This is a genomic window from uncultured Flavobacterium sp., assembly GCF_937967675.1.
Classification (GTDB): Bacteria; Bacteroidota; Bacteroidia; order Flavobacteriales; family Flavobacteriaceae; genus Flavobacterium.
Map to the genome: position 1 here is coordinate 1 of NZ_CALBSN010000011.1, position 23,959 is coordinate 23,959.

24 protein-coding genes, 1 rRNA gene and 1 pseudogene are annotated in these 23,959 nt (G+C 33.9%); 12 read left to right on the forward strand and 14 right to left on the reverse strand.

The annotated features are described in order from the left end of the window. Positions 1 to 354, reverse strand: a 16S ribosomal RNA gene (locus Q0075_RS00695); the annotation flags it as partial. A gap of 363 nt (positions 355 to 717) precedes the next feature. Then, positions 718 to 957, reverse strand: coding sequence for a hypothetical protein (locus Q0075_RS00700; protein ID WP_297867841.1), 240 nt, complete (start codon positions 955 to 957; stop codon positions 718 to 720). A 668-nt stretch (positions 958 to 1,625) separates the two neighbouring features. On the opposite strand from Q0075_RS00700, the gene thrS reads away from it, so the two are divergent. The 5 genes and pseudogenes from thrS to rplT (Q0075_RS00725) form a co-directional block, all read left to right on the forward strand. Beyond that, on the forward strand, positions 1,626 to 3,566 hold the full coding sequence (gene thrS, locus Q0075_RS00705) for a threonine--tRNA ligase (protein ID WP_297867842.1): 1,941 nt from the start codon (positions 1,626 to 1,628) through the stop codon (positions 3,564 to 3,566). A gap of 28 nt (positions 3,567 to 3,594) precedes the next feature. Continuing rightward, positions 3,595 to 4,143: a translation initiation factor IF-3 gene (gene infC / locus Q0075_RS00710; protein WP_297867860.1), complete on the forward strand. Its 549-nt coding sequence runs from the start codon at positions 3,595 to 3,597 to the stop codon at positions 4,141 to 4,143. 102 nt (positions 4,144 to 4,245) lie between these two features. Then, positions 4,246 to 4,443, forward strand: a complete 198-nt coding sequence (gene rpmI, locus Q0075_RS00715; protein ID WP_073585370.1) for a 50S ribosomal protein L35 — start codon at positions 4,246 to 4,248, stop codon at positions 4,441 to 4,443. A gap of 117 nt (positions 4,444 to 4,560) precedes the next feature. Beyond that, entirely contained in the window at positions 4,561 to 4,905 is a 345-nt protein-coding gene (gene rplT, locus Q0075_RS00720; protein WP_297867843.1) for a 50S ribosomal protein L20, read from the forward strand. 202 nt (positions 4,906 to 5,107) lie between these two features. Further along, positions 5,108 to 5,290, forward strand: a pseudogene (gene rplT, locus Q0075_RS00725) (50S ribosomal protein L20); the annotation flags it as partial. Between the two features lie 184 nt (positions 5,291 to 5,474). On the opposite strand, the gene Q0075_RS00730 reads toward rplT (Q0075_RS00725), so the two are convergent. After that, positions 5,475 to 5,834: a hypothetical protein gene (locus Q0075_RS00730; RefSeq protein WP_297867844.1), complete on the reverse strand. Its 360-nt coding sequence runs from the start codon at positions 5,832 to 5,834 to the stop codon at positions 5,475 to 5,477. Between the two features lie 160 nt (positions 5,835 to 5,994). Beyond that, positions 5,995 to 6,402: a hypothetical protein gene (locus Q0075_RS00735; RefSeq protein WP_297867845.1), complete on the reverse strand. Its 408-nt coding sequence runs from the start codon at positions 6,400 to 6,402 to the stop codon at positions 5,995 to 5,997. 16 nt (positions 6,403 to 6,418) lie between these two features. Here Q0075_RS00735 and rlmF point away from each other — a divergent pair, with 16 nt between their 5' ends. Then, a complete protein-coding gene (rlmF, locus tag Q0075_RS00740) occupies positions 6,419 to 7,441 on the forward strand; it encodes a 23S rRNA (adenine(1618)-N(6))-methyltransferase RlmF (protein WP_366797982.1) in 1,023 nt (340 codons plus the stop codon). A gap of 252 nt (positions 7,442 to 7,693) precedes the next feature. Beyond that, a complete protein-coding gene (locus Q0075_RS00745) occupies positions 7,694 to 8,152 on the forward strand; it encodes a hypothetical protein (protein ID WP_297867846.1) in 459 nt (152 codons plus the stop codon). A gap of 1 nt (position 8,153) precedes the next feature. On the opposite strand, the gene Q0075_RS00750 is transcribed toward Q0075_RS00745, so the two are convergent. The 9 genes from Q0075_RS00750 to tgt all read right to left on the reverse strand — a co-directional run bounded on the left by Q0075_RS00750 (position 8,154) and on the right by tgt (position 18,191). Then, entirely contained in the window at positions 8,154 to 9,431 is a 1,278-nt protein-coding gene (locus Q0075_RS00750; RefSeq protein WP_297867847.1) for an asparagine synthetase B, read from the reverse strand. A 352-nt stretch (positions 9,432 to 9,783) separates the two neighbouring features. Then, positions 9,784 to 10,467, reverse strand: coding sequence for a response regulator transcription factor (locus Q0075_RS00755; RefSeq protein WP_291109944.1), 684 nt, complete (start codon positions 10,465 to 10,467; stop codon positions 9,784 to 9,786). Next, on the reverse strand, positions 10,467 to 11,261 hold the full coding sequence (locus Q0075_RS00760) for a sensor histidine kinase (RefSeq protein ID WP_297867848.1): 795 nt from the start codon (positions 11,259 to 11,261) through the stop codon (positions 10,467 to 10,469). Before Q0075_RS00760 ends, Q0075_RS00755 begins: the two co-directional genes overlap by 1 nt. A gap of 622 nt (positions 11,262 to 11,883) precedes the next feature. Continuing rightward, a complete protein-coding gene (locus Q0075_RS00765) occupies positions 11,884 to 12,192 on the reverse strand; it encodes a hypothetical protein (RefSeq protein WP_297867849.1) in 309 nt (102 codons plus the stop codon). A 96-nt stretch (positions 12,193 to 12,288) separates the two neighbouring features. Then, complete coding sequence (dnaB, locus tag Q0075_RS00770; RefSeq protein WP_291109949.1) at positions 12,289 to 13,836, reverse strand: replicative DNA helicase; 1,548 nt, start codon at positions 13,834 to 13,836, stop codon at positions 12,289 to 12,291. Between the two features lie 143 nt (positions 13,837 to 13,979). Further along, positions 13,980 to 14,933: an acetyl-CoA carboxylase carboxyltransferase subunit alpha gene (locus Q0075_RS00775; protein ID WP_297867850.1), complete on the reverse strand. Its 954-nt coding sequence runs from the start codon at positions 14,931 to 14,933 to the stop codon at positions 13,980 to 13,982. 64 nt (positions 14,934 to 14,997) lie between these two features. Next, the gene (locus Q0075_RS00780) at positions 14,998 to 15,891 is read right to left on the reverse strand and encodes a DMT family transporter (RefSeq protein ID WP_297867851.1); all 894 of its coding nucleotides are present in this window, start codon (positions 15,889 to 15,891) and stop codon (positions 14,998 to 15,000) included. Continuing rightward, positions 15,878 to 16,966 (reverse strand): LptF/LptG family permease, encoded by a 1,089-nt coding sequence (locus Q0075_RS00785; protein ID WP_297867852.1) that lies wholly within the window; start codon positions 16,964 to 16,966, stop codon positions 15,878 to 15,880. Before Q0075_RS00785 ends, Q0075_RS00780 begins: the two co-directional genes overlap by 14 nt. A gap of 94 nt (positions 16,967 to 17,060) precedes the next feature. Next, positions 17,061 to 18,191: a tRNA guanosine(34) transglycosylase Tgt gene (gene tgt / locus Q0075_RS00790; RefSeq protein ID WP_297867853.1), complete on the reverse strand. Its 1,131-nt coding sequence runs from the start codon at positions 18,189 to 18,191 to the stop codon at positions 17,061 to 17,063. 495 nt (positions 18,192 to 18,686) lie between these two features. Between tgt and Q0075_RS00795 the strand changes: the two genes are divergently transcribed. After that, positions 18,687 to 19,532 (forward strand): transketolase, encoded by an 846-nt coding sequence (locus tag Q0075_RS00795; RefSeq protein WP_297867854.1) that lies wholly within the window; start codon positions 18,687 to 18,689, stop codon positions 19,530 to 19,532. Between the two features lie 59 nt (positions 19,533 to 19,591). Continuing rightward, positions 19,592 to 20,545, forward strand: a complete 954-nt coding sequence (locus tag Q0075_RS00800) for a transketolase family protein (RefSeq protein ID WP_297867855.1) — start codon at positions 19,592 to 19,594, stop codon at positions 20,543 to 20,545. Between the two features lie 168 nt (positions 20,546 to 20,713). Here Q0075_RS00800 and Q0075_RS00805 read toward each other — a convergent pair whose 3' ends face one another. Further along, the gene (locus tag Q0075_RS00805; RefSeq protein WP_297867856.1) at positions 20,714 to 21,097 is read right to left on the reverse strand and encodes an HU family DNA-binding protein; all 384 of its coding nucleotides are present in this window, start codon (positions 21,095 to 21,097) and stop codon (positions 20,714 to 20,716) included. A gap of 533 nt (positions 21,098 to 21,630) precedes the next feature. Here Q0075_RS00805 and Q0075_RS00810 point away from each other — a divergent pair. The 3 genes from Q0075_RS00810 to Q0075_RS00820 all read left to right on the forward strand — a co-directional run bounded on the left by Q0075_RS00810 (position 21,631) and on the right by Q0075_RS00820 (position 23,775). Further along, on the forward strand, positions 21,631 to 22,500 hold the full coding sequence (locus Q0075_RS00810; RefSeq protein WP_297867857.1) for a hypothetical protein: 870 nt from the start codon (positions 21,631 to 21,633) through the stop codon (positions 22,498 to 22,500). Positions 22,501 to 22,667: 167 nt separating this feature from the next. Further along, positions 22,668 to 23,018 carry a hypothetical protein gene (locus Q0075_RS00815; RefSeq protein WP_297867858.1) on the forward strand — a complete coding sequence of 117 codons (351 nt, stop codon included), beginning with the start codon at positions 22,668 to 22,670 and terminating at the stop codon, positions 23,016 to 23,018. Positions 23,019 to 23,196: 178 nt separating this feature from the next. Continuing rightward, positions 23,197 to 23,775 carry a hypothetical protein gene (locus tag Q0075_RS00820; RefSeq protein WP_297867859.1) on the forward strand — a complete coding sequence of 193 codons (579 nt, stop codon included), beginning with the start codon at positions 23,197 to 23,199 and terminating at the stop codon, positions 23,773 to 23,775. Positions 23,776 to 23,959 lie beyond the last annotated feature (184 nt).

Below are 23,959 nucleotides of genomic sequence, written 5' to 3' on the forward strand. Positions count from 1 at the left end.
CACTGCTGCCTCCCGTAGGAGTCTGGTCCGTGTCTCAGTACCAGTGTGGGGGATCTCCCTCTCAGGACCCCTACCCATCATCGTCTTGGTAAGCCGTTACCTTACCAACTAACTAATGGGACGCATGCTCATCTTATACCGTTGGAACTTTAATTACATCTTGATGCCAAGTCGTAATGCTATGGGGCATTAATCCAAATTTCTCTGGGCTATTCCCCTGTATAAGGTAGATTGCATACGCGTTACGCACCCGTGCGCCGGTCTCAAAGGAGCAAGCTCCTTCTACCCCTCGACTTGCATGTGTTAGGCCTGCCGCTAGCGTTCATCCTGAGCCAGGATCAAACTCTTCATCGTATATTGTTTGATAGATTGCTCTATCTTGTTTTATTCGATTCAAGTCGCTAGGTTATTTTCAATTTACTCGAAAAATCTTACTCTCTCTTATTTTCAAAATTACATCGCTGTAATTTTGTGCTGTCAATTCAATATGTCTATGAACGTGTCATTCTTTTTTATTCTCGCCTCTCATTCGATTAGCGGGTGCAAAAGTACAACTCTTTTTTAATCTGGCAAGCTTTTTTGAAAAAATTTTTTGATTATTTTTCCCTGACCACTCAACCACTATTTTTAAGAACTTGTACGCTCCGATTCTTTCGTTTCGGGTCGGCAAAGATAGCACCTTTACTTTTTATTATCCAAATCTTTTTTCAACTTTTTTTAAAGTTTTTTTGACTTGTTTAATCTCTCAGTTTGTGTGTGAACTTCTGCTCTAATGCGGGTGCAAAAGTAGTAATCTTTTCTCTTCTCGCAAGCCTTTTGTAATCTTTTTTTATTCTTTTTTTTGATGTTTTTCTTAACACGCTGATAACAAGGATTTAATACAGAAAAGTTTTTACCTCCCCCTAGCCCCCCTTCAAAGGGGGAATGCTTTTTATTGGACATTGGTTTGTTAAACATATAAGTCTTGGAAGCGTTTTTTACTTATATATAGTGTGGGTAAAGTTCATGGAAGGGGTAAAATGTAGATAAATTAGATACAACATCCCCCTAACCCCCTTCGAAGGGGGAATTCTTTCTACAAATATAATAGTGTAATTCAGTATTCAGTTGTGGGCTTAACTACCTTAAGCAATAGCCTGCTGCGCAGGAGATTCCTAATCTGCGGAATGACAACTCGCAGGTGCGAGGGAAATTCTTTCTATGAGGCAATCGTTAATTTTGAATGGAAAAGTTTTTTATACCATTATATATATAATTTCAGGTTTAGGGTTTTCTTATTGAAATTAATTTATTCAAAAAATCTTAGAAGGAATTATCCCCTTGAGGGGACTTTAGGGGTGTTGCTCGCTTGACGAGCCAGCGGGATGGTTATCTGGAATACAAAACGTCTTATCTAGCCCCGATGGGAGGGGAAATCTTTTTTCTTTTTTGTTGCCTTCGAGAACCTCAAGCAACAAAAAAGAAACCTCAGGCAACAAAAAAGAAAAAAATTGTAACGGACAGCGGGACTAAAAGTCTTTATGGAATGCTGAACGGCTGCTTCAAATCTTTTTTAACATTATACCTTATATATATTGTATGGATTTTATTATTCGTTTATATTTGCACCTTATAAATTTTAAACAATGATAAAAGTTACTTTACCCGACGGGTCGGTTAAGGAGATGGCTCAAGGAGTTACTCCAATGGATGTTGCGAAAAGCATTAGTGAAGGTTTGGCTAGAAACGTGATTTCGGCTTCCTATAATGGTACCACTATTGAAACGACGACGACCTTAACGACGGACGGTACACTTATATTATATACATGGAATGACAAAGAGGGTAAAAAAGCTTTTTGGCATTCGACTTCGCACGTGATGGCGCAAGCGCTTCAAGAAATGTATCCTGGAATTAAATTAACGCTTGGACCTGCGATTGATAATGGTTTCTATTACGACGTAGATTTTGGCGACCAAAGAATCACAGATGCCGATTTCAAAAAGATTGAAGATCGTGTGTTAGAAATTTCGAGAGAGAAACATGAATTTAAAATGCGTTCGGTTTCAAAAGCAGAAGCATTGGAGGTTTATAAAGATAATGAGTACAAAACCGAGTTGATTTCGAATTTAGAAGACGGAACGATTACGTTCTGCGATCATTCAAACTTCTTTGATTTGTGTCGTGGTGGACATATTCCGAATACAGGAATTATCAAAGCTATGAAAATCTTATCGGTGGCGGGTGCTTACTGGAGAGGTGATGAAAAGAACAAGCAGTTAACTCGTGTTTACGGAATTTCGTTCCCAAAACAAAAAGATTTAACGGATTACCTTGAATTATTAGAAGAAGCAAAACGTCGCGACCATAGAAAATTAGGAAAAGAATTAGAATTATTCCATTTTTCACAAAAAGTAGGTCAAGGTTTGCCGTTATGGTTACCAAAAGGTGCTGCTTTACGCGATAGATTAGAGCAATTCTTGAAAAAAGCACAGAAAAAAGCAGGTTACGAGCAAGTAGTTACGCCTCATATTGGGATGAAAGACTTGTATGTAACTTCTGGACACTATGCTAAATATGGTGCAGATAGTTTCCAACCAATTCATACACCAGCGGAAGGCGAAGAGTTCTTGTTAAAACCAATGAACTGTCCACACCACTGTGAGATTTACAATGCAAGACCTTGGTCGTACAAAGATTTACCAAAACGTTATGCTGAATTTGGAACGGTATATCGTTATGAGCAATCGGGAGAATTACATGGATTAACTCGTGTTAGAGGATTTACTCAGGATGATGCACATATTTTCTGTACGCCTGATCAATTGGATGCTGAATTTAAAAATGTAATTGATTTAGTATTGTACGTTTTTGGTTCGTTAGGATTTGAAAACTTTACGGCTCAGGTATCAGTTCGTGATTTAGACAATCCGGATAAATATATAGGTAGCGTTGAAAACTGGGAAAAAGCAGAAAATGCAATTATCAGTGCAGCGAAAGACAAAGGATTAAATTATGTGATTGAAGCTGGAGAAGCGGCTTTCTATGGTCCGAAATTGGATTTCATGGTAAAAGATGCTTTAGGCAGAAGTTGGCAGTTAGGAACCATTCAGGTAGATTACAACTTACCGGAGCGTTTTGAATTGTCTTATAAAGGTGCGGATGACAAGTTACATCGCCCTGTTATGATTCACCGAGCGCCTTTTGGATCAATGGAACGTTTTATCGCTATTTTATTGGAACACACAGCAGGAAATTTCCCAATTTGGTTGATGCCAGAGCAGGCTATAATCTTGTCTTTGAGTGAGAAATATGAAAATTATGCTAAAAAAGTTTTAGATTTGCTAGAAAATCACGAAATTCGCGCCCTAATTGACAACCGAAATGAAACAATCGGTAAGAAAATTAGAGAAGCGGAGATGAACAAATATCCGTTTATGCTGATTGTTGGCGAGGAAGAAGAGAAAAACGGAACGGTTTCAGTAAGACAACGCGGACAAGAAGGAAAAGGAAATGTATCGGTTACTATTGAGCAATTTGCAGCAATGATAAACGAAGAAATCAATAAAACATTAAAACAATTTTAAGTTTAACTAAAATCTTAAAGCCATAGCAATTAGAAACAACAGAGGTTTTCAACCTCGCGAAGAGAAAAAAGCAGCGCATCGTATCAACAATTTGATTCGTGTACCTGAAGTACGTTTAGTAGGCGAAAATATTGAGCCTGGAGTTTACAAAATAGCAGAAGCCCTTCGCTTAGCTGAAGAGCAAGAAGTTGATTTGGTAGAGATTTCTCCAAATGCTGAACCGCCCGTTTGTAAATTGATGGATTATGGTAAGTTTTTGTACCAACAAAAGAAGAGAGAAAAAGAGCTTAAAGCAAAATCTACTCAGATTGTAATTAAGGAAATCCGTTTTGGACCTCAAACAGATGAGCATGATTATGAGTTTAAGAAAAAGAATGCCATCAAATTTTTACAAGACGGGGCTAAATTAAAAGCCTTTGTATTCTTTAAAGGACGTTCGATTATCTATAAAGAGCAAGGACAAATTTTATTATTACGTTTGGCTCAAGAATTGGAAGAGTTTGGAAAAGTAGAAGCGATGCCCGTTTTAGAAGGAAAACGTATGATTATGTACATTGCTCCGAAAAAGAAAAAGTAAGCAGTTAGCAGTCGCAGTATTCAGTAATTACTCTGTAAACTGAAAACCGAGACTGAAAACTAAAAAATAATAAGTAAGATAGATTATAAATACAGGAAGAAAATGCCTAAAATGAAAACGAAATCTAGTGCTAAGAAACGATTCAAAGTTACTGGTTCTGGAAAGATCAAAAGAAAACACGCTTTTAAAAGTCACATTTTGACTAAAAAATCTAAAAAGCGTAAATTAGCTTTAACTCACGCTACATTGGTTCACCCAACAGATGAGAGAAGCATTAAACAACAATTAAATTTAATTTAATCGTTGTTGGTTAAAACAATTTAGTAACCCTGGAGTGGGCTGTTTTGAATTCAGAATTTTGAGTTTAGAATTTAGAAGAATCGAAAGATCGCCTTACTGCAAAAAACATTTAAAATTATGCCAAGAGCAACAAATTCAGTAGCTACTAAAGCTAGAAAAAAAAGAGTATTAAAACAAGCCAAAGGTTTCTTTGGAAGACGTAAAAACGTTTGGACTGTAGCTAAAAACGCGGTAGAAAAAGCAATGGCTTATGCTTACCGTGATAGAAAACAAAACAAAAGAAACTTCCGTGCATTATGGATTATGCGTATTAACGCTGGTGCTCGTTTACACGGAATGAGTTATTCTCAGTTTATGGGGAAATTAAAAGCTAACAATATCGAATTGAACCGTAAAGTTCTTGCTGATTTAGCTATGAATCACCCAGCAGCTTTCGCAGCTATCGTTAATAAAATTAAATAATTACGTCTAACTCAGTTTATCTTACTTATATATTAAACCCCGATGAAAATCGGGGTTTTTTATTTGTAGTGTGTTTGGATTGTGGGCACGGAATGCAATTCCGCGCTATCGGGTAAATAATGCAATTACAACTAATAAAAATAAAATTCTTTTTTGCATGATATTATTTTGTTTGTGGGCACGGAATGCAATTCCGCGCTATCGGGATTTCCGTGCTTTATGGATTACGCGTATCAATGCTGGTGCACGTTTACATGGTATGAGTTATTCTCAATTTATGGGGAAAGTAAAAGCTAACAATATCGAATTGAACCGTAAAGTTCTTGCAGATTTAGCTATGAACCACCCAGCTGCTTTCACAGCTATCGTTAACAAAATTAAATAATTACGTCTAACTCAGTTTATCTTACTTATATATTAAACCCCGATGAAAATCGGGGTTTTTTATTTGTAGTGTGTTTGGATTGTGGGCACGGAATGCAATTCCGCGCTATCGGGTTTTTATTTGGTGTAGTTTTGATTGTGACACGGAATACAATTCCGCGCTATAGGACTGTTAGTAATCAGTTTTAATCAACTTTTGCGAAATAATAACCAAGGTCTTTTACTACATACAAATGAGGTTCTCCCCAAAACATAGGTCGATAAATAGTTAACTCAAAACCAGCATTTCCTAATTCGTATTGATATGTTAATTCCAAATCAGAGCCATTTATTTCATAAGTTCCTTTCCCCCATGTATCACTTTCAAAATTACCATCATCATTTAATGTCAATTTATCATTTAGATTTGGCCCTTCTGCTACTGCAGATGGAAAATGATAAATATAAGTTCCTGAAATAAATCGCGGTGTATAAATATTATCATATGCTAATGATAAAGTAATAAATAAAACTATCAATATAATTATAATATTTCTACGATTCATAAATAAAATTGTTGCAAACATTAATATGGCTTGCTTTCAGTGGCGTTGAACCAACACAAAGCCATTACAAAAATAACAAAAAATTCCATTCAGCTGCGGATATTCCGTAGGAAAATCTGAAAATAGTCATTGAAACAAACCGCTGTTGTGGCACGTTTTTTTAATTAAAATCTCTTTCGGTTAAAATAATTTTATATTCAACTTCATTCATTTTGAGAATTCCACTATTCAGAATTTTAAATTCCCAATTAATTCTGTCAAATATGTTTCTATTTAAAACTTCCTTCTCCTTTGTTACAATTATTGTGTCAATCCCTTCAAGAAAATCAACTCCTTTGTCTTTAGCGGTTCCAATTTCTCCATATTCCACAATAAGTAATTCTGAGTTAGGTTTTAATTCTACTGTTTTAATAGAGTCTTTATCAGATATATTTCTATTTCCATATTTTAATATTGATTCAACTTTAATATTCGATTCAGTTCTGTTTTCTACAACGAATCTATTTACAACACCAGGGTCGCAAGAAGTGAATATTATTAAAATTAGAATTAAGCTAATTCTTTTCATTCAGTTTTTCTAAAATTTGCTACAACTCGTTTATACCATCAAATATATACAACTTTTTAATAATTCTGTAGTAAAAACCTTCTTTACTATTATTCCTCAGAATTCAATACCTTTACACTTTAAAAACAATACTTTGAATACTACCAAAACCATAACGGGCTTTCATCCGAAAAACAAACACCACGGCAAATACGATTTCAAAACTCTAATTGTGGCTAATCCTGATTTAGCGCCATTTGTTGCGGTAAATGAATTTGGCACCGAAACGATTGATTTTGCGAATCCTGATGCGGTGAAAATGTTGAACAAAGCCTTGTTGTTGCATTATTATGGTTTGAAAAATTGGGATATTCCAAAAGGTTTTCTTTGTCCGCCGATTCCGGGTCGTGCGGAATATATTCATCAAGTTGCCGATGTTTTAGCAGATACGTACGGAACGATTCAAACCAAGCATAAAATTCGCATTTTAGATATCGGAATTGGAGCGAATTGTATTTATCCGATTATTGGTGTTTCAGAATACGATTGGCGTTTTGTGGGTAGTGAAGTCGACAAACAGGCTTTTGAAGCGGCTCAGGAAAATATCAATTCGAATCAGAAATTAAAAGAAAACGTTACGTTGCGATTGCAAACTTCTAAACGGAATATTTTCAAGAATATCATTCTTCCAGAAGACAAATTTGATATGACGATTTGTAATCCGCCTTTTCATAGTTCGAAAGAAGAAGCAAATAAAGGCACGATTCGTAAAAATAAAAACTTAGGTATTGAAGATTCAAAGAAACCTACGTTAAACTTTGGTGGAGTGAATTCCGAACTTTGGTGCGAAGGTGGCGAATTGACTTTCATCAGCAATATGATTTATGAAAGTGTGCATTTTAAATCGCAATGCAAATGGTTTTCTTCGTTAGTTTCGAAAAAGGATAATTTGAAACCGTTGCTTTCACATCTTAAAAAAGTAAAAGCTACGTACCAAATTACAGAAATGAAACACGGGAATAAAGTGAGTAGAATTTTGTTTTGGACTTTTAAAGAGTAATAGGTTAAACGTTTCTATAGTTCTCGATACATTTTTCATTTATAAATCCCTAGATTTATAAATGAAAAACACTCGAAATGACGATAGTGGAATTGCGTTTTTAATGGTTAAATAAAAAGGCAAATGAGAATAAGTAAAAGGTATTAAAGCGTTTCTGATAGTTCTCAATACATTTTGTTCTTAAAAATCTAAGGATTTACAAACACAAAACACTCGAAATCACATAAGAATAATACAGTAACAACTAACATTATGCAAGAATTACATAGGCTTTTAGATCAATTAGAATCGGATATTTCGTCTTTTGACAAAGTGAATTTAGCGGTTTCTTCGGGAAGCGTGGGTTGGCATATGGCGCATAGCTTAAAAACGATTGACCAAATTGTAACGGCTTGTAAACATTCGAACCCGTCGAAATATCAATGGCATTTCAATTTTAAACGCTTTTTAATTATGTCAGTAGCGAAAAAGATTCCAAGAGGAAAAGCAAGAGCTCCAAAAATCGTTAGACCTGAAGGTGATATTTCTCTAGAAACTTTGAGTTTAGGTTTAGAAAAAGTGAGAGAAAATCTAAAAGATTGGGATAAATTGGATAAAAATGCTCATTTTCCACATCCATTTTTTGGAATGTTAAACAAGAAGAAAACTGAATATTTTTTAATATTACATACCAAACATCATTGGATGATTATTAAGGATATTTTGAAATAAACTATGTTTTTAATTTTTTCTTTCTCGCAGCAGGAAACAATACGTTGTTTAAAATCAAGCGATAGCCTGGAGAGTTTGGATGTAAATCTAAAACCGTGGGTGCATCTCCTACTCTATGTTGGTAATCTTCTGGATCGTGTCCGCCGTAAAACGTGAACATTCCTTTTCCTTTGGTACCGTGAATGTAGCGCGCTTCTCCATTAATTTTACATTCGCCCATCACTAAAACATTCGATTTTAATTTCTCGGCATCAAAAGCGGTAGTTTGTCCCATGAATCCTTTTACTAATTGAGTGTGATTTTGGCACAACATGGTAGGAATTGGATCCCATTTTGCGGAGTATTCCATTAAAGTAAAGTAATCTTTATCCATAGTGAAAGCCCCTTTTCCGTGTTGCTCTGTAGTATCAATATCTGAGAACTCGTACACCATTGGATTACGAACTAGGTTGTAATTCTTAAAAGCAAATGTGCTGGAATAATCTATTTTAGTCTGATAATTGGCATCGGCGTCATCACCGTCAAACATAGGTTCGCAAATATCTACACCTTCTGCTGAAAGTGCAATGTCAAAACTATCCGTTGCTGAACACATGGCAAACATGAAACCTCCACCGATAACAAAATCTCTGATTTTTTTTGCAACCGCTAACTTTTCTTCTGATACTTTGTTATAGCCTAACTTTTTTGCCAATGCTTCCGCATCTGCTTTTTGTTGAATGTACCAGGGCATATTGCGATAATTTCCAAAAAATTTTCCATATTGTCCTGTAAAATCTTCATGATGCAAGTGCAACCAATCATATAATAATAGTTGATCAGACAATACTTCCTCATCATAAATTTCTGTATAGGGAATTTCAGCATAGGTCAACACCATTGTCACCGCATCGTCCCAAGGTTGTTTTCCTTTTGGAGTATATACGGCTATTTTAGGTGCTTTTTCTAAGACAACCGTTTCCATATTTTGAGAAGGCGAACTAATATCATCTAAAATAGAATTGGCGGATGCATCCGATAGTATTTCAAAAGTTACTCCTCTGATTTGACATTCTTTTCTAATTTCTGGAGCATCGGGTAATAAAAACGAGCCGCCTCTGTAATTTAACAACCAACTTACTTTGTAACTTTTATCTAAAGCCCAATAGGTAATTCCGTATGCTTTTAAGTGATTTTGCTGTCCTTCGGCTTCCATTGGGAGCAATAGAAATGATGCTCTGCTTGTAAAAGTGCAAAGAAAAAACAATACTATAAATAAATTAAGACTTTTAAACTTCATGAATTTCATATATAATCGACTAATTTAAAACATTTTTGGGGATTTACATTTACAGAAATGTTAAAGTCATACCCCCGTAAAAATACCTGGTTACCCCCGTAAAAATACTTGGTTTGAAAATCAGGTATTTTTACGCTTACACAGGATTTTTTTTTATCCTAGTTTTGACTTGTAGATATAAACAAAAATGAGAATGGATTCAAACAGCAAAAACACATCGCTATTAAACTCAAGAGAAATGAAATTATTAAAAAAAATTGGATATATCGTGTTGATAATAACAATTCTAGTGTATTTTATTTTAGTTTTTCAATTTTGCAGAAACTATTAATTTCATTCACATAATATGCATTTAAGACCCCATATTATTAGAGTCTTCTAAGTTTATTATTTTATTTTGTATGGCAAAAATTACCAATCCTGCCATATTTTTTGAATTTGTTTTTACTAACAAATTATTTCTATGGCCGTCAACCGTTCTGGTACTTAAACTCAACATCTCTCCTATTTCAACCGAACTGTATTGCTTACAAATTAACTCTAAAACTTCTCGTTCTCTTTCCGTTAAAAAATCCTCATCAAGAATAGTTCTTGAAGAAACGCTTGAGATTATATTTTGATGAATTACTTCCATAACGGTTTCATTATAATAAAATCCCTTTTGGGCAACTTCATTTACCGTTTTAATCATATCGGTTGGTGAAGCACTCTTAACCAAATAAGATGCAGCTCCTACATTTATCATATTGGCTATGAACGACCTTGTGTTATAACTTGTAAGTGCAATAACTCGAATAGAAGAAAAGTCTTTATGAATAATTTTTGTGGCTTCCACTCCATTTAAATGAGGCATTTTTAAATCCATCATTATAATATCTGGAAGTTGCGATGTCGTTTTTAAATGTTCAATTAAGTCGCTCCCATTTGAAGTTTCATAAATAATTTCAATATTGGGTTCACGATTAAGTAAGAAATAGATTCCTTTACGGAACAATTCCTCATCATCAGCTAAAATTATTTTAATTTTATTATTCATCACTTAAAGTTAAACACCATAATTACACCTTCATTAGGTTGAGAATTAAAACTAAACTGACCACCTAAGAAGTTTATTCTACTTTCTATGTTTTTCATTCCCAATCCTTTTTGGTATTCCTCACTTGAATTGTCAAATCCGATACCATTATCAATGTAAGTACAACTATTTTGGCCATCGAAGTTAGTGAATTGAATTGAAATTTCAGTTGCTTTTCCATGACGTACTGAATTATTTAACAGTTCTTGCAAGATTCGAAATATATGTAAATGTTTTTCAATAGGATAGTTGTCAAAATTAATTTGATTATCAAATGAAACTTTAACAATTTTAGTGCTATTTAACTCTTCTACTAATTCTTCAATACCTGCATGAAGTCCAAATTTTTCTAATACTGGAGGCAATAAATCGTGTGCTATACGCCTCGAATTTTCAATGGCATTTTGGGTTAATTCAATAATATTATTTGTAATTTCCATTTGCTCTTCCTCATTTAAATTAGGTGTTTTAAGCAAATGACTGTTTAAGGAAACTATATTTAGTTTTGAACTAATATCGTCATGCAAATCTTGTGCTATTCGTTTGCGTTCTTCTTCCTGAGCAAACAAAATGGAATGCAACAACTCTTTTTGATGTTCAATTTCCAAATTTTTCTTGTCTACTTCTATTTTTACAATTTTTTTTCTTGAAAAATAGAAAAACATAATTAGCACCATAAACATGGATATAAATGCAAGTAAGACAAAGAAAAATACTTGAATTATTTCGCTATTTTCTAAATTAATTTCTTTCATTTCTTATTAAAATAAATTAATTTCCATTGATAAAAGAAGAATGCAAATTTTATGTATTGCAGTATGATATTTATATCAATCATTATATCATTAAATTCATCGAACTCTAAAATAACAACCAACTTGTAAATTAAAAAAATAAAAGTACTCGTAAATAAATAAAACAACAGTCCAATATTTGTAAAATAATATTCTGACTTTCCTCCAAGATTATTGTACAAATGCATAGTTGAATAAATAATTAGAGGCATGGATGTTAAATAAGTTTCTAAAAGATTAAACTCTAGAAACAAATTAGGATTAAATAAGTACCTTGAAAATAAAAAAATAGGCAGTACAATTAATAAAACGTAAACCGAAATTAATTGTGCTTTTGTTTTTAATAATAGAGAATAGAAATAACTCAGTATTACAAATTGGAATAACTCATAAAAATGATGCAAGAATACATTGTAAATACGAAACCATTTCCACAAATTGGAACTAATGTAATCGATGATTAAAACACCTACTATATAAATTGTAAAAATCTTGTAAGCTTTTCCATTTTTGAAAAAACCTACAAGATAAAGTAAGCATAATACTGCAGACGTAAAATATAAATATTTAGAATCTAACAAAATTAAGGCGTAAATAGAGGACTTGAAGGATCACAACATTTAGGACATGGTTGCGTTGTATCGTAAATCAAATGGTCTGCGCTAATTAAGTCTTTTCCATTTGCGTCAACGCCTACATACGCTAATTTTTGCGTTCCGGTTGCATCTACTCCCATGTAGGCTCTCACATCTACAACTCCATCGGTTGCTAATAATTCTCTAAGAGCATCACCAGGGATTAAATGACCTTTTGCTAAATCTTTCGGGGGATTGGTTCTCCATGAAGTTGTCAAAGCTTTTGCTTCATCGAGAGAAATTGTAAAATCTGCCATAATAAGTTTTTATAATTGAGTCATAAATGTAGTAAAAAAATTAATAAAAAAAACAGACGATTTGTCTGTTTTTTTTTTATTCTTTATACATCTCATTTAAAAAGGAACGTCAGAATCATCATCAAATGAATTCATTGCGCTTCCAAAAGCTTCATTAGGCGTAGGCAAATTAGGTGTGATGAAAGGATTCGTATCATCAAGATTCATTTTTGAAGGTAGGGCATCAAAAGGCGAACCAAAATCATCTAAGTTATCAAACTTACCTAAATTTCCTATGAATTTTAAACGAATATTATCTAAACCTCCATTACGGTGTTTTGCTACAATAAATTCGGCTTGACCTTGCGTTGGTGAACGTTCTTCATCATCCCATTCGTCAATTTTATAATATTCTGGACGGTAAATAAACGATACAATATCGGCATCTTGCTCAATTGCTCCTGACTCCCTTAAATCGGAAAGTAAAGGACGTTTGCTTGAACCACGGGTTTCTACCGCACGAGATAACTGCGAAAGTGCAATCACAGGAACGTTCAACTCTTTGGCTAAGGCTTTTAAATTTCGGGAAATGGTCGAGATTTCTTGCTCACGATTACCACCACCTTTTCCGTTTCCACCAGCTGTCATCAACTGAAGGTAGTCGATTACAATCATTTTGATTCCGTATTGTGAAGAAAGACGTCTAGCTTTTGCCCGTAAATCGAAAATCGATAGTGATGGGGTATCATCAATAAACAAAGGCGCTTTTTCTAAGTCTTTTACTTTGATAGACAATTGCTCCCACTCGTGTTTTTCTAATTTTCCAGTTCTTAATTTTTCAGATGATAATCCGGTTTCGGAAGAAATCAAACGTGTAATCAACTGAACCGAAGACATCTCTAGTGAGAAAAAAGCTACTGGCGCACCATAATCAATGGCCATATTTCGTGCCATCGATAACGTAAATGCCGTTTTACCCATACCCGGACGTGCTGCCACAATAATTAAATCTGAAGGTTGCCATCCTGAAGTTAACTTATCCAAATCGTGAAAACCTGTTGGAATTCCACTCAAACCTTCTTTACCTGCAATTTCTTCAATTCGTTTTTTAGCTTGAATTACCAAACTTTGAGCAGTTTCAGAACTTCGTTTGATGTTTCCTTGCGTTACTTCGTACAATTTAGATTCGGCTTTGTCTAGTAAATCGAATACATCTGTAGATTCATCATACGATTCTTCAATAATTTCATTAGAAATTTTAATCAAACTTCTTTGAATGTATTTTTGCAGAATAATACGTGAATGAAACTCAATATGAGCCGAAGAAGAAATCTTTTGTGTTAACTGAATTAAATAAAAATCACCACCCGCCAATTCCAATTTTCCGTTTTTCTTCAATTGAGCCGAAACGGTTAATAAGTCTATTGGTTGTGTTTCATTGAACAACTGAACTATGGCTTCAAAAATATATTGGTGTGCCTCTTTATAAAAGGCATCGGGTTGTAAAATATCAATTACCTCATCTACCCCTTTTTTATCAATCATCATGGCACCAATCACTGCCTCCTCAAGTTCTAATGCTTGTGGGGGTAACTTTCCTTTTTCCAAATTGATAATCGTAGTTTTATCTACTTTTATCGGGTTCATATTTCTGACATTTTCCATATTGCTAAGGTACTCTTTTTTTATAAAATTTTAAATCGAGTTCTTAATACTGCGCTGTTAATAACTTCAAAATTTTGTTAATAAGACAAAAAAAATCCGAAACTTAGGGCTTCGGATTTTTTTTATAATTTGAAAATAAGTGACTACTCTTTGAATTCACCCATTTTGCTATATTTATCCATACGTTTTGCCACTAAATCTTTTGTTGATAAATCTTTTAATTCGTTGTAAGCTTTTGTTACATATTCGGCAACCGATTTAAAAGTAGTTTCTTTATCATAGTGAGCACCACCAAGAGGTTCTGGAATGATATCGTCGATTAACTTTTGTTTTTTCATATCGAAAGAAGTTAATTTCAAAGCTTCGGCTGCCTGTTCTTTATATTCCCAACTTCTCCATAAGATGGAAGAACATGACTCTGGAGAAATTACAGAATACCAAGTATTTTCTAACATATATACTCTATCTCCTACTCCAATTCCTAATGCTCCACCTGAAGCTCCTTCTCCAATGATTACAGAAATAATTGGTGTTTTTAAACGAGCCATTTCAAAAATATTTCTTGCAATAGCTTCTCCTTGTCCTCGCTCTTCAGCTTCTAAACCTGGATATGCTCCTGGGGTATCAATTAATGTTAATACAGGAATATTAAATTTCTCTGCCATTTTCATTAAACGCAATGCTTTACGATATCCTTCTGGATTCGCCATCCCGAAGTTTCTGTATTGGCGCATTTTAGTATTAATCCCTTTTTGCTGACCAATAATCATAAACGATTGTCCGTTGATTTGACCTAATCCCCCTACCATGGCTTTATCGTCTTTGAAATTTCTGTCGCCAAAAAGTTCTAAAAACGTTCCATTCGTAATATTAGTAATGTGCTCTAATGTGTACGGACGGTTTGGATGACGTGATAATTGAACACGTTGCCAAGCGGTAAGGTTTTTGTATATTTTTTTCTTAGTTTCTTCTAATTTCTTCTCAATTTGCTTGCATGTATTTGATACATCTACATCTGACTCTTGACCGATAATTTGACATTTATCTAATTGGTCTTCAAGCTCTTTAATTGGTAATTCAAAATCTAAATATTCCATAATCGGTTTATTAGGGTTTGTGTTTGTTGTTACAAAGATAAAATTTTCAATTAACTTTAATAAATTAATCGGTAATAAGTTGTTTCTTTTTCTTGCTTTTTACAATTCCATTAGCAATAACCGTGATAAGAATTAATAAGGCTCCCACATAAAACAAAGGTGTCATTTCTTCTGTATCATCAAAAATTAGAAGCGCTAAAATAATTCCATAAATAGGTTCTAAGTTAATGGTTAACATTACGGTAAATGGACTCAAAAACTTCATCACTTTTACGGATGCTGAAAATGCATAAGCCGTACAAATGGATGACAACAAGAACAACCAAATCAAATCGTTCATTGAAAGGGCAAAGAAAGCGGGTGTAAAACTTCCTGCAAAAAACAAGTAGCCACTTAAAAAGAAAACCCCACTTGATAATTCATAAAGTGAAATGATATTAGGATCGTATTCTTTGGCATATTTTCCGTTAATTACAGAAAATAAAGCCGAAAGAAATGCTGATGAAACGGCTAAGTAAATTCCGGTAGTATATTTTGTTTCAACATTAAAGATGATTCCTAACCCTATTACTACTATGACGCCAAAAAGCAGTTCATACCAAATCACTTTTCTTTTGTAAAAAATAGGTTCTAAAATGGAAGCAAAAAAAGCACCTGTAGACAAACACGCTAAGGTTATAGAAACATTAGACACTTTAATTGCTTGGTAAAATGTGAGCCAATGGGCCGCAATGATAATTCCGCAAAGAAGAAACCCAATAAAAATATGGAACGGCACTTTTACTTTTTCTTTATTTAATAACACAACAAAAGTCATGATAACTGAAGCAAAAAGCATGCGATACCAAACCAAATCTAAGGCTTCTAATGATATTAATTTGCCTAAAATTGCTGTAAACCCCCAAATAAAAACGATTACATGAAGGTGTAAATAACTTTTTAAATTATCGTTTTGCATTGCGAAGTAGGTAATAAGCTAGAATTCCAAAAACAAGATTAGGCAACCAAACCGCTATAAACGGCGGAATACTTGATTTTTCTGCTAACGTGCCGAATACTTTATCAAAAAATATAAAAACAAAAGCAATCACAATACCAATTGCTAAATTAATTCCCATACCTCCTCTTCTTTTCATTGAAGATACAGCAACTGCTATAATGGTAAGTATAAAAGCAGATACAGGCAAACTAAACTTTTTATAAAATACTACTAAATATGTATTGATATTTCCATTACCTCGTGATCGTTCTTTTTCAATAAAATGGTTTAACTCTCCTATGGTCATCGTTTCTGCAACGTAAATTACAGGTGTTAAATCATCTGGTTCAAAATTGTATTTGACCATTAATTTATCACTAGAAACAATTTCATCATTTGTTTCCCCAACAATTCTTCTATTATATCCATAAAGTGTATAATTTTTGGTAGTTTCTTCATAACGAATTCTATTTGCCGTTACCTTCTCTATCAATACATTATCTTGAAACTTTTCATAGGTGAAATTAAATCCCGTTTGCGACAAATAATTATAATTGCTAACATAAATATTCTCCTCTAACTTGCCGTCTTTTTTAATTTGTCTGAAAATATCGGATGTTTCTCTAGTCTGCGAATTCCCTTTTAGGTTTTGATATCGAAAATCGTTAAAGCCTTTACTAGCTTTAGGAACCAAGAAAAATCCCATTACTAAGGCAAAAATAGAAACGATAATTGCCCCATATATAAAAGGTCGCAAAAATCTACTAAACGATATTCCTGAACTCAAAATGGCAATAATCTCGGTATTGTTCGCCAACTTTGAGGTAAACCAAATAATGGATAAGAATAAAAAGATAGGAAATAACAAATTGGCAAAATAAATCGTAAAATCACCATAATAGATTAAGATATCTTTCAAAGGAATTTTTTTCTCAATCATTTTATTCACCTTTTCTGAAACGTCAATTGTTATCCCAATAGGAATAAACATAATCAACATCACCGAAAAAGTGACCAAATAGCGTTTTAAAATGTATTTATCTATTATTTTCATCCTAAAATTTAGAATTTAGAATTTAGAATTTAGAATCAAAAACGAATAGCCTTTAAACTTTCATTTTCTAACTTCTAAATTCTAACTTCTTATTTTATAATCGCTGACTCATTTGAATCACCATTTTATCTTTCCATTCTCTAAAAGTTCCTGCTAAGATTTGTCTTCTAGCTTCGCGAACCAACCACATATAAAAACCTAAGTTGTGAATGGTTGCAATTTGTTTTCCTAAAAATTCATTCGCAGCAAAAAGGTGTCTTAAATACGCTTTTGAATATTCGGTATCTACCCAAGTGTGGCCCATTTCGTCAATTGGCGAAAAATCAGCTTCCCACTTTTTGTTTTTGATGTTAATAGAACCGTGAGCTGTGAATAACATTCCGTTTCTGGCGTTACGTGTTGGCATCACACAATCAAACATATCAATACCTAACGCAATATTTTCTAAAATGTTGATTGGTGTTCCTACTCCCATTAAATATCTTGGTTTGTCTTCTGGAAGAATGGCTGTTACCACTTCGGTCATGGCGTACATTTCTTCTGCTGGTTCTCCTACTGATAATCCTCCAATAGCATTTCCTTGCGCTCCAGCGTTGGCAATATATTCTGCTGATTGTTCTCTTAAATCTTTAAACGTACTTCCTTGAACAATTGGAAAAAACGTTTGCTCATAACCATATTTAAATGGTAACTTATCTAAATGGGTAATACAACGGTCTAACCAACGGTGCGTCATGTGCATTGAACGTTTTGCATAGCGATAATCACATGGATACGGCGTACATTCGTCAAATGCCATAATGATATCAGCCCCAATAGTTCTTTGAATTTCCATTACATTTTCTGGAGAAAAGAAATGATACGAACCATCGATGTGCGATTTGAATTTCACCCCTTCTTCTTTAATCTTTCTTCTTCCTGATAATGAATATACTTGATACCCACCTGAATCAGTTAGTATATTTCTATCCCAATTCATAAATTTATGCAAACCTCCAGCCGCTTCTAAAATTTTGGTTTGAGGTCTTAAATATAAATGATAGGTATTCCCCAAAATAATATCAGGGTTAATGTCTTGTTTTAACTCGCGTTGGTGTACTCCTTTTACAGAGGCAACTGTTCCTACAGGCATGAATATCGGAGTTTCAATAACACCGTGATCGGTAGTTATTTTTCCGGCTCTGGCTTTACTTTTTGGGTCTTTGGTAATTAAATCAAACTTCATATTGTGCTTTTACGAACGGCAAAGATAAATTAATTTCAATTGTAGTTTTAGAATTTAGGATAAAATTAGAAAAATCAAGGTCAAGTTCAAGTTCAATTTCAAGTACAAGTTCAACTTCAAAAATCAAATTCAAAATAAAAAAATAATAACTTTCAACTTAAAGCATCCAAAATTATTGGAACACCGATTGAAGAAATGAAAGAAATCTTAAAAAATCATACAGGTAAGCGTATAAAACAGATTCACTAACGCAAAAAACGGATTATTACTATTTTAAATTTCAATAAACCCTTTGTGTCTTGCCGTCTTTGCGAGCTAAAAAAATTCTGCAACCTCTGCATCTCTGCATTTCACTCCCAACTCCTAACTCCTAACTCCCATCACCCATCACCCATCACCCTCCAAAAAACAATTCTTAATAACTTCTAACAAAATGATTTGTAGCACCAAAAAAATAGAATTACTTTTACACCATTAATAAATATATGTAATAAAATGTCTAACACGCAACAACTACAAGATTTTACAACACAAGTTCGAAGAGATATTCTTCGCATGGTTCATGCTGTAAATTCAGGTCACCCAGGAGGTTCTTTGGGATGTGCTGAATTTTTGGTTACTCTTTATCAAGACGTTATGCAACGTAAATCAGGTTTTGATATGAATGGAAGTAATGAAGATATTTTCTTCTTATCAAACGGTCATATTTCTCCTGTTTTTTACAGTGTTTTAGCTAGAAGTGGTTACTTTCCTGTAGCAGAATTAGCTACTTTCCGAAAATTAAATTCAAGATTACAAGGTCACCCAACAACTCATGAAGGTTTACCTGGAATTCGCATGGCATCGGGTTCATTAGGACAAGGTTTATCGGTAGCGGTTGGTGCAGCGCAAGCTAAAAAATTGAACAACGATAACCATTTGGTTTTTGCTCTTTTAGGTGATGGTGAATTACAAGAAGGTCAAAACTGGGAAGCAATTATGTATGCTTCTGCTAAAAAAGTAGACAATTTAATTGCAACTATCGACTTAAACGGAAAACAAATTGACGGAACTACAGATGAAGTTTTAGCAATGGGAAGTGTAAAAGCGAAGTTTGAAGCATTCGATTGGATGGTAATTGAAATCAAAGAAGGTAACAACATTGACGCTATCAAAGCTGGTTTGGCTGATGCAAAATCTAAATCAGGTAACGGAAAACCCGTTTGTATTTTATTGCATACGGAAATGGGTAACGGAGTAGATTTTATGATGCACACCCACGCTTGGCACGGAAAAGCGCCAAATGATGAGCAATTAGCAAAAGGTTTAGCACAAAATGTTGAAACTTTAGGAGACTATTAATTAGTACTCCGTGTTCAGTTACAAGTGTTCAGTAGCATGCAATTAAATTTAAAAACAAAATGAAAAAATATATCAACCAAGGCAGTAAAGATACCCGTTCGGGATTTGGAGCTGGAATGACGGAATTAGGTCAAAAAAATGAAAACGTAGTAGCACTTTGTGCGGATTTAATTGGATCATTAAAATTTGATGATTTCAAGAAAAACCACCCAGAGCGTTTCTTTCAAATCGGAATTGCAGAAGCCAATATGATTGGAATTGCAGCTGGATTAACCATTGGAGGAAAAATTCCTTTCACGGGAACTTTCGCTAACTTTTCTACCGGAAGAGTTTATGATCAAATTCGTCAATCGGTAGCGTACTCAGATAAGAATGTGAAGATTTGTGCTTCTCACGCGGGATTAACGCTTGGAGAAGACGGAGCTACACACCAAATCTTAGAAGACATCGGTTTGATGAAAATGTTACCTGGAATGACCGTAATTAACACTTGTGATTACAATCAAACCAAAGCAGCCACTTTAGCTTTAGCCGATCATCATGGTCCTGCTTATTTGCGTTTTGGTCGTCCAGTAGTGCCTAACTTTACGCCAGCTGACGAACCTTTCGTAATTGGAAAAGCCATCCTATTAAACGAAGGAACCGATGTTACCATTATTGCTACCGGACATTTAGTTTGGGAAGCGTTAGTAGCAGCAGAAGCTTTAGAATCTAAAGGTATTTCAGCTGAAGTAATCAACATACACACGATTAAACCATTAGACGAAGAAGCGATTTTAAAATCGGTGAAGAAAACAGGTTGTGTGGTTACTGCAGAAGAGCATAACATTATTGGTGGTTTAGGAGAAAGTGTTTCGAGATGCTTAGTTCAAAACCATTTAGTTCCTCAAGAATTTGTAGCCGTAAACGATAGCTTCGGAGAAAGTGGAACACCTGACCAATTAATGGAAAAATATGGCTTAAACAGTGCAGCCATTATTGAAAAAGCAGAAAAAGTAATCAAAAGAAAGTAATCGTTTTTTTACTTTTACACCATATAAAACCTGATGCACGTATTAGCATCAGGTTTTTTTATCTTAAAACTTCATCGAATTTTGCTTAGGTTTGGAATCTTTACAGAGTAAAACATATTGAAAAAAACCGTAAAAATCAGATTTCAATTTGATTTAAAATTATTACTCTTATCGCAACCTTTTATATTTTAGGTTTTGTAATAGCTTTTTAAAATTGCGGGCGGGCTTAAACAATATCTTAGCTCCAAGAATTGTACTCTTATTTAATTTCTCGGGTTCGTCTGTACCTAGTCCTTTTAGCGTTAAAGCAAAAGTACCCAAACGGTCGATTTTTACGATTTTGCCCTGAGCTAACTCTTCTCCAATTACCTGACTCATTCCCATGAGAACCCCATAACAATCGGCTACAGTTACCGTACTTCGGCTGGAAACGATCTCGGCTATGTATTCTAAATCTACCTCCCCTTTACTCACGGCACAAGGATAATATTTAATTTGTGGTGGTGACACTATATTGTTTTGTTTGGGCACCATTTTAAATTCTATTGCCATTTTAATTGTTTTGTATTGTACAAAAATACAATTTATAAGTAATATAAAAACAATTGCTGTACAGTAATTAGCTAATTCCCCTAGGGAAAACATGTTATTCCTCTAGGGAAAAAAAATAATTGCCCTAGGGGAATTAATAATATGATAAGTACCAATTGATTTTATTAACTTGTTAAAGAGCAAATAATAACAAAAAAATAAATAAAAAGTATAAATTAGTTAACACAAACAACTTATAATGTTGATTTACAATAGTTTTTCTGCCTTTTTGTTGAAATGAGGCGCTTTAACTTTATATTCACGATGTATGGAATTATAGTAGTCCAAAAACAACTTTGATTTATACGCATGTAAGTACTAAAAGCATCCAACAAATTAAAAGTCCATTTGATGAATTGTAATAATTTTTATATATTTACAATTGAAATAATGTATGATGATTATCATACATATCTACCCATAAATAGAGAGATATGTATGACGCAGTCATACATATAAACGAGTTATAGGGCATTTTAAAAGACGACACAGACATGGGAACTTGGGGAACAGCCATAAAAGACAGTGACGCATTTGCTGACATTTACAGTGAATTTTTCGACCTATACAATAAAGGCGGACAACCCGAAATTATTTCCAAAAAAATTGTAGACGACAATTGGGAAATTCTCGAAATAGAAGAAGAAAAGAATAGTTTGTGGTTTGCTCTTGCTTTAGCCCAATGGGAGACAAAATCTCTTGATCCAAAAGTATTATCGACAGTCGAAGAAATAATTTCATCGGGTGCTGACCTGAAAATTTGGCTTGACCTTGGAGCAAGTGAACAACACATAAAGAAGCGAAAAATTGCACTTGACAAGTTCCTTGAAAAAATAAAATCAGACAGACCTAAGGCCAAACCAAGAAAAAGAGAAAAATTAAAAACGCCAATTTTCGCCACAGGAGACTGCTTAGTTTTTAAATTGACGAATGGAAATTATGGCGGTGCAGTTGTCTTAGCGACAGACAATAATCCTGAGACTGCATACAATTTAGTAGCTACAACAAGACTAAATCAAAGCAACAAACCGACACTCAAAGACTTTGAGAATGCCGAAGTTCTAATTTGCAATTTTGGACAGTGGCAAGACAAAGTAGATGTAACTTGGTATATGCCTGACTTATTTTATAAAGACTATGCCGACAAATACGAAAACATTGGTAAAATTTCGGTGGACTTAGAATATGACACAAAGAATTATGACGGAAAAGGTTATTTATTCAAACCTTCTTATACATCAGGCTGGAGTATGAACAGTTCAGCAGAAAGACAATTTGAATCCGAGTTAACGAAACCGAAACCGACAAAAACTATAACCATTAAGCAACTGACTAAAAAAGAGAAATGGTGGAAAGTATTCTAAGAAAAACGCCCTATAACACGGGTTTTGCGTCAGGCGGGATGACGTGCAAACTTGGAGCTTTGTGCTTCTACTCAAGTTCAGTGCAGGTTGACAGTTTTGTGCTCCGAAACCCGCCCGAACGCAAAGCCCGAAAACGTTGTGCATAATTTATCAAAACCCGTTAAAAATTGACATTTAAGGAAATTTATAATCTGACAACTAAATATTATCCATCTGAAATTGATATTTCGGACGGAAAAATGGTTGAAAAAGGTCACGGAAACTTTCAAACATTATCGGAATCGTGGGGCAACGCGGAATTGAAAACGGAAAATGAAACTGACTTTATAAAGCTAATGGTTTGGGGACTTTTTTGCGCATATCATAAAAAAGCAATTGACAACTTTCTGAACGGAAAAAAGACAGTCTCATTGACTGAATTGGATATGGAATATTTGAAATTCAAGTTTGAGGAAAGCCTATTAAATACGGAATTGGAAAATTACGCTGAATTGAGAAAAGAATATAAAACCGAATAAAAAAAACTATGCACAACACCGTGTATAAAAAATTGCTAGTTTTAGTTAACACAAAGGTTGTTGCTTGTTTGCCGGCTTCCGATTTTCCTACGGAAAATCCTCGCCCTCAAACACGCAACTTTCCATACACGAACACGTTAGGCGTCATTTATCCGCAGAACTTAAAAAGAAAGAAAACATGAAAAAAATACTGAATATTATTATTTTATTGTTCTCGTCTGGAACTATGTTTAGTCAAAATGAAAATCTTAACCAAACTAAATATCAATTTGCAAAAAATGTTTTTGAAAAAGAGTATTTAAAAACAACTTATGAAAAGTTTGACGGAAAAATAATAATCGAAAACGAGACGACAATTAAATATGATGAAAAAACTTTAATTATTCCAAACTTAAAAAATGAATTTAAACTAATCTTCACAAAGGGAATTTTTTATCCAAATATTGTAACTGGAAACCAAATTGCCGAAGTAAAGACGAAAATTGAATTGGAAAAAATGACAGAAAATGAAAGAGTTTTTTATAATATGACTAGAACTGATTCTTTAACTATTGGAAATTTTGACGAACTAACATTACTTAATCCAAATTACCAAACTAAACGATTCTTAATTTGGATATACCGAAAAGGAATGGCGAATCCAACTGAATGGTATTTTGAATTACAGAATATAAAAGCAAACGAAAAAACAATTCTAATCGAATTTATAGAAAACGCTGAATTGACATTTATCAAAAAAGGAACTATAATAATTTAAACGAACGCCTAACAGGCGTTTGGCAAGATTGCGAATTTTGTAGTAAATTCATGTTTATTTCTCGCAAGAAATTTTATCTTTGATAGAAAACAATCGGTTCCGAAGTTCGCAACCTCGCCAAGCGCCGGAACGTCAGGCTGTGAAAAAACTCTCATTTCTTCTAAAAACTCTTATTTCACAAAGC